We start from the raw sequence: 12566 nt of genomic DNA on the forward strand, positions 1-12566 counted from the left end.
ATTGCTTGCTATTCCGTGACGACATTATCGACCATGATGGTCTTGGTATTGCCCGCTTGCGCGGCGTTAATCAACTGTTCCGCGTACAAGATGAAGCTGTCAGAACTGTGAGTCGCGCCGGAAACGACTTGAATTTCCGCCGGGTTCTGCTTGCTGACCAAAGCCTTGTTCAAGGCCTTCGTGTACTCCACCGGGCCAACCTTGTTGACCTTCTTCATTTGCTTCTCGTAAGCGGCATCCTTAGTCTTGGACTTGCCACTCTTGTCGATGTTGTCATAATTTGATTCCGTAATCTTTCCGCCAGCTACCGTAATGCTAAAGACGGTGCGGTAGCCATGAGAGTAATTCTTTTCTTCCAGTTTATAGGTGCCGTCTTGCATCTTAGCGGTGTTCGCCACCTTGATGGTTGCGGTGTTGCCGGCCTGAGCAGCTTGCACCAGCTGTTGCGCATAGTTTTTAAACGTCTGCGATGACTCGGTGGCCCCTGTCACCACCTCAATGCCATTCGTATTGGCTTGCGCTGCAACAAACGCTTTGGCCAGCGCAGGAATGTATTCCTTCGGGCCGGTTTTGGTGACCTTTTTCATCTGCTTTTCGTAGGCAGCGTCTTTGGTCTTGGACTTCCCGGCCTTATCAACATAGTCATAGGTCGCCTTTGTGATCTTGTTGCCGGCAACGGTAATCCCAACTTTGGCGCGGTAGCCGTGGGAATACCCGGTTTCCTCAAGGTTGTACGTCCCGTCTTGCAACTTGGCGCCGGCCGTTTGCTTAGCACTGGTGGCCTTCTTGCTGGAGGAACTTGTGGCCTTGCTGCTCGATGAATCCTTACTCGAACTATTCCCACAAGCTGCCAACGTCAGCGCGGACAATGCCACGATTCCCACGCCGCTTAAAGTCTTTGCTAATTTCATATCCTCTACCCCTTTTGTGTTGACTCTTTTGTCAAACTTTGTGTTATATTTCACACAAGTTCAGTCTAACGGACGCTTGTGCGGAAATCAACAGTCGTTGCTAAATTCTAAGCGCTTTCTCATCATTTTGGCCGGGATTCATCGCATCTCGATAGCCGGCTTGATAAGGTTGTCATCAAATTGCCTAACTTTTGCGACTGTGTGAAATTGTGGACAAACCAGCACTAAAAAAGGTATACTGGGGCATGCAAAGGTTTGCAATTATTTCGTCATTCATTGAGGGGTGTTATTCATGGCGCAGAAGAACATTGTGGTCGTCGGCGCGGGATTTGCTGGAGTCTATGCAACCAAGCGGCTGGCCAAACACTTTAAACGGGATCGCGACGTTACTATTACCTTGATCGATCGCCATTCTTATTTTACCTATATGACCGAGTTGCACGAAGTCGCCGCCGATCGCGTCGACGAACACGCAATTCAATACGATTTGCAGCACCTGTTCTGCCGACGCAAGAACGTCAAGCTGGTCACCGATGACGTTACGACCATTGACCGGACGAACAAGCTCGTAAAAACAAAACACGGCGCCTATCCCTATGACGCGGTGATTCTTGGCATCGGTTCGCAACCCAATGACTTCGGCACCCCTGGTGTAGCCGAGCATGGCTTCACGTTAGGTTCTTGGGAACAGGCCGTCGCCTTAAAGAAACACATTAAGGACGTCATCGCTCGGGGTGCCGTCGAGCACGATCCGGAAAAGCGCAAGGCATTGTTGTCCATCGTCGTTGTCGGCTCCGGCTTCACCGGCACCGAAACGATTGGTGAGTTGCGTGACTGGCGCGATACCTTGGCGGCTGAAAACAAGCTCGCCCCAGAAGACATCACCTTTACCTTGATGGAAATGGCGCCGACAATCATGAATATGTTGGATCGCGCGGACGCGGCAAAGGCGGAGCGCTACTTTGAACGCCAGCATGTCGCCGTGATGAAAAACACGGGCGTCGTCGGGGTCCACGCCGATCATGTCGACTTAAAGGACGGCAGTACTTTCCCGACGGCTACGCTGATCTGGACCGCCGGGGTCAAGGCGAGCGATCAAGCCGCAAACTTCGGCCTGACGCAAGGACGGGCAGGCCGGATCGTAGTGAACAGCCACATGCAAACCGAAGCCGACCCAACCGTCTATGTCGTCGGCGACGTTGCGATTTACACCGGCAACTCCGACCGCGGCGAACCCCAAATCGTGCAAGGCGCGGAGGCGAGCGCGCATACCGCGGTGGTCAACATCGAAAGCCAGCTCGCCGGCCAACCAGCAACAGCCGACTACAAGGCCAGCTATTCCGGCTTCATGGTCAGCCTGGGGTCTAAATATGGTGTGGCCAATCTGATGGGCTGGTTCCACTTGTCTGGGTTCTTCGCGATGCTCATGAAGCACCTGGTCAACATGCTGTATTTCATCCAGATTTATAGCGCCTACTACCTGTTTCATTACGTAATGCATGAATTTTTCCGGACACGCAATCAGCGCAACTTATTCCGTGGCCACTTGTCTCGGCAAGGCAATGTCTTGTGGACGGTACCCGCGCGTATTTTCCTCGGCGCAATGTGGATTGTCGACTGTATCCCGAAGTTATCCGGAAAAGAATCTTGGTTTGTCGACAAGCTCCGGCTCCCATTCAGCTGGCTACAACAGGCCGCGACCAGCGGTGCTTCTGCCGCCGGCGCCGATGCTACCAGTGCCGCCAGTGGCGCAGCGGCAGAAACCACCAAGGCTGCCGGCAAGGCCGTCTTCTCTTTGTCCTATCAGTATGGGAAAGAACCAATGATGGTCTTCGATCAGATGCCGAAGTGGATGTACAACATCACCAAGACATTGATTCCAAACCAAGACGTCGCATTCTTCATGCAAAAAGCGATGACGATCGTCGAAGTGCTGATTGGTTTGGCCCTGATCTTCGGGTTGTTCACCTGGTTGTCTGGGGCGACTAGCGTCATGTTCACCGCTATTTTCTGCCTCAGTGGCATGTTCTACTGGGTCAACATCTGGATGATTCCGATGGCCATCGCTGTGATGAATGGTTCCGGGCGGGCATTCGGCCTCGATAAATGGGTTGTGCCATACCTGCAAAAGCATCTGGGCCACTGGCGGTATGGCACGCAACGCGCGCTATACGGACAGGAACGCGGCCAGTAATCACGGGAGCCACTTAGGGCCTGGAGTATGCTCTCCTCCGGGTCCTTTTCATTCTCACGAACTGGAGGGGCAATGAAGCAAGCCAAGAAATATCTCAACATGATTCGCCCCTTCGATGTCATCATCGTCGTAGGCTTGCTGGCGGCTTCGTTTATTCCGTTGATCATCTTTAGCCACCAGCAGCAGGCCAACCAGGCGAACACCGTCTTGACCGCCGTAGTGACGCACGATGGCCAAGAGGTGTATCGGATTCGCCTCACTGGGCATCGTGGGACCACCCGCTATCGTTACCATCACGGCAACGACTGGAACGAAATCGTCGCCACCGGTAACCAAATTGCGATCACCGCGGCCGATTGTACCGATCAAGTCTGCGTACGCAAGGGCAAGATTAGTCGCGCAGGAGACACCATCGTTTGTCTGCCGCATAAATTACTGGTCGCCATTCACAGTAGCCGGGGCAGTAGCACCAACACAGGCGGGATGGTGAGCGAATGACCCACCCTTACCGACCGGAGCGCACCCGGCAAGTGCTGTTTATTGCGATTTTGTGCGCACAAGGCGTGATTCTTGGCCTGCTGGAACGGCTCATTCCTTTTCCCTTCGCTTTTGCCCCTGGTGCAAAGTTAGGCCTGGCGAACCTGATCACCATTATCTCGCTGTTCACCATGCGCCGCTCCGACAGCTTCTTGTTGATGGCCCTGCGCCTGTTATTGACAACGTTATTAGGTGGCACCATGGCCACGTTCATGTATAGTGGCGCCGGGGCCGTGTTAAGTTGGTGTGGCATGCTCGTCATCCAGCAGCTCGGGCCAAAACGCGTGAGCATGATTGGCATCTCCGCCGCCGGGGGCATCCTGCACAACGTCGGGCAGCTGCTCGTTGCCAGTCTGATTGCCCAAAGCTGGACGGTGATGCTGTATCTGCCCATTCTCGCGTTCATGGGCGTGCTCGCCGGCATCGCCATCGGCATCGCGGCGAATTTTCTCTTTGAACATATCGATACGCTGAGCCGATTGCGTTTTGACCGTCGGCGCCCGCCAACAAAGGAGTCGCATCATGCAGATTCACCCCATGTGGGCTGACTACCCCCTCGTTTCCACCGAACTTCAGGCCACTTTGGCGTTGATCGAACGCCAAATCAAACCGGATAACACTGCCGTTGCCCAGGCGCTGGTCCAACTCATCAACGCCGGCGGCAAGCTTTTGCGGCCGGCTTATTGCCTGTTGTTCTCACAATTCAAGGCCACCGACCGCCAAAAAATGATTGCCTTAGCTGCTGCGGTCGAAACCTTGCACACGGCGACGCTCGTGCACGACGACATTATCGACCGCGCCACCACGCGGCGCGGGCAGCCAACCATTAGCGCGACGTTTGGCCCGGATGTGGCGGTGTACGCCGGTGATTATTTATTCGTGGTGTGTTTCAAGCTACTGGCCAATTACGCCAGCTCTTTGCGTAGCGTTCAACAAGACGGCACCAGCATGGAGCGCATTTTAAATGGCGAGTTGAAACAAATGGCAACGCGGTACAACACCGCCATTACCATCGACCAGTACTTGACTCAAGTTTCGGGGAAAACGGGGCAGCTGTTCGCGTTAAGTTGCTTCATCGGCGCTTACGAAGGGGGCAACACCTGGCAATTTGCCAAACAAGCTGAAACTATCGGCATGGATATTGGTATCGCCTTTCAATTGCTTGACGATATTTTGGATTACACCAGCACGCCGAAGACTATGGGCAAGCCGGTGCACGAAGACCTGCGCCAAGGTGTCTACTCCGCACCATTAATTCTCGCCATGAGTGAGCACCGCACGGAATTTCAGCAGCTGCTGGCAAAAGGCAACGAGATGAGCGCCGACGACATCGATCAGGTGCTCGCCTTAATCAGCCATTACGACGGAATCGGCGCAGCCCGTAGCATGGCCAAAAACCATACGGCGGCGGCCTTAAAGGGCCTGGCGACCCTCCCAGCAACTCCTGCTCGCACCGCATTAGAGGCACTGACTCGGCAACTATTGACGCGAGAGGCTTAAGCTTATTCGTTGAGTTTTCAGGGGCCAAGCTGGTAGGCTTAACTTATCAGCAAAGGCTACGTGCCTGTGCTGATCCCCACTCCCTATCTTTGGTCTCCCCAACCCAGGCCCATCCGGTTTCCATTACCGGATGGGTCTTTGATTACCGCAAACTAAAAACGCCTCGCCCCGGGCTACCGGAACAAGGCGCACATGATTATTCGATGACGCGGTTAAAATGTAAAATTCGGTCGAGCGCGGCCATGATTGGCGCGGTAATCACCATGATGACCAGCTCGGACAGCATCAAGCTGCCATATGTCGGCCAAAAAGTCGTGGCCCAATTGAGCTTACCGGTCCAGACGATTTCAATTGCGACGAGCACCATCGTGACTGTCATCAACCCGGTCGTCAAGGTCAGCTTCTGCCACAGCTTCGTCAGATGCGGGGCGACCCACGCGGCGACGCTCAATGCAATCAAGGTTTGGCCACCGCCGAAGACGACGTCGACCCAACCCATCGGCGAGAAAATGGCGTTGTAGGCCACACAGCCCACGACCACGCCCAATAGATATTTCCGGTTAAAGGCCACCAGATGGTTTAATCCTTCGCTCACGCGGAACTGAATGGCCCCGCTGGCGAGATTAAAGACCCCCGGCACCACTGCTAATACGATATACAAGGCCGCGACCAAGGCGTTAATCACCAAGGCCCGGACCCCAGTTTGTCGACTCATGACAAGTCCTCCTAGTTTTTTATTGTGGGATGGATTGCGAACCACATGTGCTCTAGTTTAGCAGATAACCAGATAGGTGACAAAACGAATCCGTGGAGCAGCCTTCAACTATGCCAGCGGCCGCACACTCCGGCGAGGTAGACGCGCAGTGAGGTTGCAGGCTATTTCGTAATGAATCGTGTCGGCATAATCGGCCACGTCTTGTAAGGTAATCGCTGCCGCACCGGAACGTCCAACCAACGTCACCTTCGTTCCCACCGCAAACGGTTCGGGCATGCGCACCATGAATTGATCCATGCACACGCGACCGACGATTTCGCAGGCTTGTCCTTCAATCAAAACGTGGAAGCCTTGCAGCCGGCGCAGCCACCCGTCGGCATAACCCATCGGCACTGTGCCGATCCACTCGTCACCGCTCGCGTGATAGGTGGCGCCATACGACACGGCATCCCCAGCGTGCAACAGCTTCGTAAAACTCAGCCGCGACACCACGGACAACGCCGGTTCCAATTCGTATGGTGTCGTGGGAATCGCTCGGCCGGACGGATTCAGCCCATACATCGCCACACCGTAGCGAATCATGTTGCCATGACAGGCGGCATGCCACAGACTCGTGGCTGAATTGCTCACGTGCACGTACCGAGGGCGCGTTGGTAATGCGGCCAGGCAGTCATTAAACTTCGCCACTTGTTCTTTGAAGTATGCGTCATCGGGAGAATCGGCCGTGGCAAAATGGGTGAACACCCCTTCCAGGGTATACTGGTCGCTGTCCGCAATCTGCTCTGCGGCAGAGGCAAGGGTCGCGGCATCACGAAACCCAATGCGCCCCATCCCCGAATCGATGGCAAAATGAACGGCCAGTTTCGGTAATGTCCCTGCAGCCGTGAGCACAACGCTTGCGGCAGTCAGCCAATCTCGATCACCCACCGGCACCGCAATATGATTAGCGGCCGCAATCCCAGCATATGCCGGCTCAATAATGCCCAACACCAAAATTGGTTCGGTAAACTGTGCCTGCCGCAGCGCCAGCGCCTCATCGAGCACCGCCACACAAAAGCCGGTGGCGCCAGCTGCTTGGGCCACGCGCGCCGTTCGCAGTAAACCGTGGCCATAGCCATCAGCCTTGACGACGGCAAATAGCTCTGTGTGCTTAGGCAGGCGAGTTAACGCGTGTTGCACATTGTCATAAATTGCGGTTTCATCGACTAATACTTCGCTTGGCCGTAACGCGGCCGTTACCATACTCATTCGGATTCTGCCTCCAAAATTACTTCCGTCATCACCAGTGTTGCAGTGTGAGAAATCGACACAAATGCCTTCCCTGCATAAGGGTGGGCAGTGATCACCGGCCGGCCCGCGGCGTCACTCAACGTCTCGACGTCGTGCAACGCCACCGGTCCCAAGCCTGTGCCAAAGGCCTTCGCGTAGGCTTCCTTCACCGAAAACCGACCGGCAAGCCACTGGGCGGCACGCTCAGGTGGTAAATCGTGATAATACGCCAACTCACGGTCGGTCAGCACCTTACCGGCAAAATGGGGATTGCTGGCTTGGGCATGTTCAATTCGCGCAATTTCCGTGATATCAATCCCAATTCCGTAAATCATCCAAGCCTCCTTGCCGGCCAGTGCGCCGGACATGTGTCTAGTTTACCATGGATGGCGACAACCGGCGGTGATGGAGTTGCGCCTTAGCGTGAAGGCTACGCACCACACCGACTGTAGCAGCCCGTTACAACAGGACGAAAAAAAGCTGACATTGCTGTCAGCTTCATGGTTAGTCCTTATGACTATAGTTGCGTTTGGATGGACGGTCGGTGCGCTTACCGTCGCGGCGGTTGCGGTCAAACCCGCGCTTCCCATCGCCGCGATAACCGTTGCTCCGGCCACCGTGGCCACCATCATGGCGGTCATTGCCGCGATAGCTGCTCCGGCCCCGATATTTACTGTTACTGCGATGGTTGTGGTTCGGCAGCGGCCGCTCCGGCGTGATCTTGACCGGCACGGCCTTGGCGTCGTCCGGCGTCACCTGCTTGAGGTAAGCCGCCACTAATTGTAATGGCGTGTATTCCTCCAACAGGCTTTCGGCCATCGGCTCAAACTTGCTGGTGTCGTCATCTTCAACCGCCTGCTTGACCGTTTCCAAACCAGTGGACAGCTGACCTAGGAACGCCTCTTGTTCAGTCGGTGGCTTCAACGGCATCATCCGTTTCTTCGTCAAGTCCTCAATGGTGCGGAGATAATCGACTTCGTTAGGCGTCACAAACGTCACGCTCACACCGGATTTCCCGGCGCGGCCAGTCCGGCCCACGCGATGCACGTAACTGTCGGGATCCTGCGGAATGTCGTAGTTGTAAACATGCGTCACACCGGTGATGTCCAAGCCACGGGCAGCCACATCGGTTGCCACCAGAAAGTCCAACTCGCCGCTCTTGAATTGGCGCAACACACTCATCCGCTTTTGTTGCGTCAAGTCGCCGTGAATCCCTTCTGCCTTGTAGCCACGCGCCTTCAAGCCGCGGGTCAACTCGTCGACGCGGCGCTTGGTCCGGCCAAAAATCAAGGCCAGCTCAGGCGACTGAACGTCGAACAGGCGCGTCATCACGTCAAACTTTTCAAAGTCCTTGGCGCGGACATAGTATTGATCGACCGTGTCGGCCGTCAGTTCCTTGCTCTTGATTTTGACGGTAATCGGGTCGTGCATGAAGGTGTTGGTCAACTTCATGATTGGCGCCGGCATCGTCGCGGAGAACAACAAAGTTTGGCGCGTCTCTGGGGCAGTTTTCACGATGCTTTCAATGTCATCGATGAAGCCCATGTCGAGCATTTCATCGGCTTCATCCAACACCAAGGTGGATAACTCGCCAAGTTTTAACGTGTGGCGGTTCAAGTGGTCCAACAAACGGCCTGGCGTGCCCACCACGATTTGGGGGTGTCCCGCCAGTGCCTTGATTTGGCGCCGAATATCGGCCCCGCCGTAGACGGCTTGAACGTTGATCTTCTTATCGCGACCCAGGCGATAGAGTTCTTCTTGGGTCTGGATGGCCAACTCACGGGTAGGCGAAATGACCAGCGCTTGGACTTCACGCCGCGACCGGTCGATGCGTTGCAAGATTGGCAGACCAAACGCCGCCGTCTTTCCCGTCCCGGTTTGGGCTTGACCAATCACGTCTTTGCCTTGCAGCACCAAAGGAATCGTTTCGGCTTGGATTGGCGTGGCTTCTTCAAAGCCGGAGCGCGCAATTGCCTTAAGCAGGTCGTGATCGAGTCCGAGTTCTGTAAACTTCAAATATATCCTCTCTTTCTGGTCGCCTGAACTCACCAGACGAGAGAATATCCGTCGAGTCAATCCGTGGCGCCCACGCCGTTTCTGAAGACAGCGTCCTTAACAGGTTAACATTTTTTCAAGACAAGCGCAAATCGCCGCTTAAGTCAATCAAAAAGTTCCGCCCCCAAACAGGGCGGAACTAGGTGCAAACTTTATGCGTGCGTGCCGGCGACCAAGGCGTCGACCACGTTTTCGAGATGTAACCCATGACTGGCCTTCAACAACACGATGTCATCGTAGCGCACTGTTCGCTGCAAGTCGGCAATCAAGTCCGCCTGCCGATCCTGTGGGTAATAATGCACCGCCTCGGCCGGATAGGTGGTCGCCAGCCGATCGCGCAAGGCCTGCACCGCCGAACCATACAGGTAGACGACGGGAATTTGCTCCGGCGCTAAGGCGTCCGCCACCCCGGCGTGCAGTTCGGCAGTGGCATCACCGAGCTCTAACATATCGCCGATAACGGCAATGCGCCGCCCAGTGCAAGGAAAACCGGCAAAGTCACGGAGCACCAGCTTCATCGCCGTGGGATTGGCATTATAGACATCCGACAGCAACTGCTCACCGGCATCGCCGGTGAGCCACTGAGTCCGGTTGGCGGTAATGGTGAAGTGAGCTAAGGCAGATTGAATCGCCTCAGGCTTAACGTGGAACCGCCGGCCGACTAAAATCGCCGCCAAGGCATTCGTTACGTTATATTCGCCCATGACCGGAATGGTAAAACGCAGGTCCGGCCACTTTGAAAGCGAGAAGTCAGTGTGCGTTTCAAAACTCTCGATATCTTTCGCAAACAAATTGTTTTGCGGATCGAGGCCGAAGGTTTTTTGTTGCTGTGGCACAGCCGTTGCCCGTTCGCGCAACAGCGGCTCATCACCGTTGTAAATGAAGGTCCCATCTTCTTTGAGGCCGTCGGTGATTTCCAACTTGGCGTCGGCAATTTTATCCCGCGTCTTGAAAAACTCGATGTGCGCTTCGCCAATCATCGTGATTACGGCGACATCGGGTTCGGTTAACGTGCTCATGTGATGCAACTGGCCGGACCGATCCATGCCCATTTCTAGTACCAAGACCTCGGTGTTGGTTTCCATCCCCAGAATCGTCATGGGAACACCAATTTCATTATTGTAATTATCCGGCGTCTTGACCACGTGATACTGAGTCGCCAGCACCGCCGCGGTCATGTCCTTAGTTGTCGTTTTTCCGTTACTGCCGGTGATTGCCACCACCTTGGGATTCACCTTCATCAACAGGTAATACTGCGCCAACTGCTGCAATGCCGTCAGTGGATCCGGCACGACCAGCATCGGCAAGCTCGTCGTGATCGGCGCGTGGTCCGCCGCCACAAACGTCGCCGCGGCTCCTGCGGCCGCAGCCTGCGGGATGAAACTATGGCCGTCGCGCTCGCCATTCAGGGGAATAAACAAATCCCCCGGTTGGAGCTGACGCGTGTCAAAGCACACGCCCGTCACCGTGGGGCTGTCGGCATCGCCGGTTGCACAGGTCGCCCCCACGACTCTGGCAATTTCAGCTAGCTTCATTTTCATGATTGTTCTCTCCGTTCCTGCGTCTTGTTCAGCTTGTCCAGTGTAGCGCAGAATTACTCCGCTGCCAAACGCCACGTGCCACTCGTGCGGTCTAACTCCAGTTGCCCGCGCCGTTGGCTTTGCGCCAGCTCGTCTTGCCGCTCCGGCACAAACCGGCCCCGCGGCGTCAACAATGGCACCACAACATTGGTCTTACTAAAGACCCCCGCACCGAAGTCCAACATCACACCTTCTTCAAGTAGCGGATATAACGCGGTCATCACCGGGGCCGCGACACTCGGAAAATCCTGTTGACGCAGCCGCAACCAAAACGGCTGCTCATTAGCGGCCAGCCTGAGGTGGCGCACAATGGCGGCCGACAAGGTCTCGTCAAATTGGCGAGTTTGCCGAAAGTACAGCGTCGCCAGCTCACTTTTTTGCGGGATAAACACCAGCGAGTTTTGCAACTTGTAATAAAACGGCGGCTGAATATGGGTGCGCATGTGCGCCAAATACAGAAGCTCCGCGATTTCATTCGGCGTCAGCTCCTGCAAATATGGGCCGTGCCGAAAGTCCAGCCAAGCGCGATTGCGTGCTTCTTTACTGCGCAGCCAAGTCGTGATCTCCTGCTGGCCGCTCACCACATTAAACCCAGTGTGTGGATCAATCAATTCGTCGTCACTCACCGGCGGCAGCAGTAGCAAATGGTGCCAAGGCCGTGAGTGTGCCGTCAACACGTCGCTTGCCGTCACCCCGGCAGTCGCAAACATGTGCGCCAACGGCTCGTAATGAACGTAAATCAAAGAATCCCGCATGATCCCCTACTCCTTTATTTCATCATGCTCATTATACGCTCTTGGCGCCTAGCTCACCGCCGAAACTCGAAAGTTGTCAGCCAAGCCGGGTCGCGCCGCAGGCCAAAGTACGCCGTCACCGCTAGCGCCGCGGACCCCAACACGTCTGCCAACAAATCCCCCATCGTGTCCATTAACGCGGCTCGTCCGGCCAACAAGGTGTGGCCCTGCATGTAGCGCTGCATGTTCAGCCCGAGCAAGCCGTCACCGGTGAACTCGTAGAATTCCCAACACACGCCCAATAGTGTCCCAAAGGCCAAGGCAAACAACGCTAGGAGTAACGGTTTAGTCTGGCGCAATTGGGCTTGAGGCGTCAGCGCAGCAAAAATGGCCAAGCCGAGTCCCGCCAGCATCGCTGCGGAAAAGAGGTGCAAGAATTTATCCCAATACGGGATCCCGTAGCATTGCAGTCCCGTGCCGAGCAGGACGCTGCCGATGATAAAAGCTTCAAACAACACCAGCAAAATAATTGGGAAGCGAAAGTGTCCGAGCCGCTCGATGACCATTGGGGCCAACCCCAGCAGTAAGCCGACGCCTACCTGCACCAATAGCATGGCCTGGCCGGTAAATGGCGACTGGCCTATCACCATGAGGCTGCCACAAATCACGAGATAGGCAGCGCTTCCCAGTGTATTGACCCCAGTCAGTATTCGATAAATGGTTTGCATAATTGTCTCCTTTGGTTCCAGTCTAGCCGGTTCTGGAATTTTGAGCAAAAAAAAACCACCGCAAGCGGTGGAAAAGTTTTGGGGGAACTTTTTTGGGAGTGTAAGTTAATGTGTAAGCTTAAGGCGATTAAGCACCGCCTTAATATGTTGTAAGTATATCGTGCGAAACAATTATTTTGATACCAGGTTTTGTAAATTCAGTTTGATATTTTTGAACTCAGCTAACCATGCGCGCTTGCACCTATGAACTGGGCGCTCCGCGGCTGGCTCCCCGCCATCTGGCCAATAAAAAACCACCGCAAGCGGTGGAAAAGTTTTGGGGGAACTTTTTTGGGAGTGTAAG

The 12566-nt window shown here is 55.0% G+C and carries 12 protein-coding genes and 1 riboswitch; of the genes, 4 read left to right on the plus strand and 8 right to left on the minus strand.

Annotated features, from left to right (window positions below; all coding sequences use genetic code 11):
* Positions 1 to 8 precede the first annotated feature (8 nt).
* On the minus strand, positions 9 to 911 hold the full coding sequence (pplA, locus tag FD02_RS09825; protein ID WP_054721444.1) for an extracellular electron transfer flavoprotein PplA: 903 nt from the start codon (positions 909 to 911) through the stop codon (positions 9 to 11).
* 292 nt (positions 912 to 1203) lie between these two features.
* Between pplA and FD02_RS09830 the strand changes: the two genes are divergently transcribed.
* The 4 genes from FD02_RS09830 to FD02_RS09845 all read left to right on the plus strand — a co-directional run bounded on the left by FD02_RS09830 (position 1204) and on the right by FD02_RS09845 (position 5142).
* A complete protein-coding gene (locus FD02_RS09830; protein WP_056952024.1) occupies positions 1204 to 3105 on the plus strand; it encodes an NAD(P)/FAD-dependent oxidoreductase in 1902 nt (633 codons plus the stop codon).
* A gap of 72 nt (positions 3106 to 3177) precedes the next feature.
* Complete coding sequence (locus FD02_RS09835) at positions 3178 to 3603, plus strand: NusG domain II-containing protein (RefSeq protein ID WP_054721443.1); 426 nt, start codon at positions 3178 to 3180, stop codon at positions 3601 to 3603.
* Positions 3600 to 4190, plus strand: a complete 591-nt coding sequence (locus tag FD02_RS09840; RefSeq protein WP_054721441.1) for a Gx transporter family protein — start codon at positions 3600 to 3602, stop codon at positions 4188 to 4190. Before FD02_RS09835 ends, FD02_RS09840 begins: the two co-directional genes overlap by 4 nt.
* A complete protein-coding gene (locus tag FD02_RS09845) occupies positions 4165 to 5142 on the plus strand; it encodes a polyprenyl synthetase family protein (RefSeq protein WP_056952026.1) in 978 nt (325 codons plus the stop codon). Before FD02_RS09840 ends, FD02_RS09845 begins: the two co-directional genes overlap by 26 nt.
* Before the next feature lie 196 nt (positions 5143 to 5338).
* On the opposite strand, the gene FD02_RS09850 is transcribed toward FD02_RS09845, so the two are convergent.
* The 7 genes from FD02_RS09850 to FD02_RS09880 all read right to left on the minus strand — a co-directional run bounded on the left by FD02_RS09850 (position 5339) and on the right by FD02_RS09880 (position 12223).
* Positions 5339 to 5857, minus strand: a complete 519-nt coding sequence (locus FD02_RS09850; protein WP_056952028.1) for a QueT transporter family protein — start codon at positions 5855 to 5857, stop codon at positions 5339 to 5341.
* 5 nt (positions 5858 to 5862) lie between these two features.
* A riboswitch (PreQ1 riboswitch) is annotated at positions 5863 to 5908 on the minus strand.
* A 57-nt stretch (positions 5909 to 5965) separates the two neighbouring features.
* Positions 5966 to 7099 (minus strand): alanine racemase, encoded by a 1134-nt coding sequence (gene alr, locus FD02_RS09855; RefSeq protein WP_056952224.1) that lies wholly within the window; start codon positions 7097 to 7099, stop codon positions 5966 to 5968.
* Between the two features lie 2 nt (positions 7100 to 7101).
* Positions 7102 to 7461: a holo-ACP synthase gene (acpS, locus tag FD02_RS09860; RefSeq protein ID WP_054721437.1), complete on the minus strand. Its 360-nt coding sequence runs from the start codon at positions 7459 to 7461 to the stop codon at positions 7102 to 7104.
* Positions 7462 to 7630: 169 nt separating this feature from the next.
* On the minus strand, positions 7631 to 9142 hold the full coding sequence (gene cshA, locus FD02_RS09865; RefSeq protein ID WP_054721435.1) for a degradosome RNA helicase CshA: 1512 nt from the start codon (positions 9140 to 9142) through the stop codon (positions 7631 to 7633).
* A 191-nt stretch (positions 9143 to 9333) separates the two neighbouring features.
* On the minus strand, positions 9334 to 10722 hold the full coding sequence (locus FD02_RS09870) for a UDP-N-acetylmuramoyl-tripeptide--D-alanyl-D-alanine ligase (RefSeq protein ID WP_056952030.1): 1389 nt from the start codon (positions 10720 to 10722) through the stop codon (positions 9334 to 9336).
* Between the two features lie 53 nt (positions 10723 to 10775).
* Entirely contained in the window at positions 10776 to 11516 is a 741-nt protein-coding gene (locus FD02_RS09875) for a hypothetical protein (RefSeq protein WP_056952032.1), read from the minus strand.
* Between the two features lie 53 nt (positions 11517 to 11569).
* Entirely contained in the window at positions 11570 to 12223 is a 654-nt protein-coding gene (locus FD02_RS09880; protein WP_056952034.1) for a DUF2238 domain-containing protein, read from the minus strand.
* Positions 12224 to 12566 lie beyond the last annotated feature (343 nt).

The sequence above is a fragment of the Lacticaseibacillus nasuensis JCM 17158 genome, from assembly GCF_001434705.1.
Lineage (GTDB): Bacteria > Bacillota > Bacilli > Lactobacillales > Lactobacillaceae > Lacticaseibacillus > Lacticaseibacillus nasuensis.

Excerpts from the sequence above, each read along its gene's own strand:
- pplA (WP_054721444.1), bottom strand. The coding sequence starts at position 911 with ATGAAATTAGCAAAGACTTTAAGCGGCGTGGGAATCGTGGCATTGTCC.
- FD02_RS09830 (WP_056952024.1), top strand. The coding sequence starts at position 1,204 with ATGGCGCAGAAGAACATTGTGGTCGTCGGCGCGGGATTTGCTGGAGTC.
- FD02_RS09835 (WP_054721443.1), top strand. The coding sequence starts at position 3,178 with ATGAAGCAAGCCAAGAAATATCTCAACATGATTCGCCCCTTCGATGTC.
- FD02_RS09840 (WP_054721441.1), top strand. The coding sequence starts at position 3,600 with ATGACCCACCCTTACCGACCGGAGCGCACCCGGCAAGTGCTGTTTATT.
- FD02_RS09845 (WP_056952026.1), top strand. The coding sequence starts at position 4,165 with ATGCAGATTCACCCCATGTGGGCTGACTACCCCCTCGTTTCCACCGAA.
- FD02_RS09850 (WP_056952028.1), bottom strand. The coding sequence starts at position 5,857 with ATGAGTCGACAAACTGGGGTCCGGGCCTTGGTGATTAACGCCTTGGTC.
- alr (WP_056952224.1), bottom strand. The coding sequence starts at position 7,099 with ATGGTAACGGCCGCGTTACGGCCAAGCGAAGTATTAGTCGATGAAACC.
- acpS (WP_054721437.1), bottom strand. The coding sequence starts at position 7,461 with ATGATTTACGGAATTGGGATTGATATCACGGAAATTGCGCGAATTGAA.
- FD02_RS09870 (WP_056952030.1), bottom strand. The coding sequence starts at position 10,722 with ATGAAAATGAAGCTAGCTGAAATTGCCAGAGTCGTGGGGGCGACCTGT.
- FD02_RS09875 (WP_056952032.1), bottom strand. The coding sequence starts at position 11,516 with ATGCGGGATTCTTTGATTTACGTTCATTACGAGCCGTTGGCGCACATG.
- FD02_RS09880 (WP_056952034.1), bottom strand. The coding sequence starts at position 12,223 with ATGCAAACCATTTATCGAATACTGACTGGGGTCAATACACTGGGAAGC.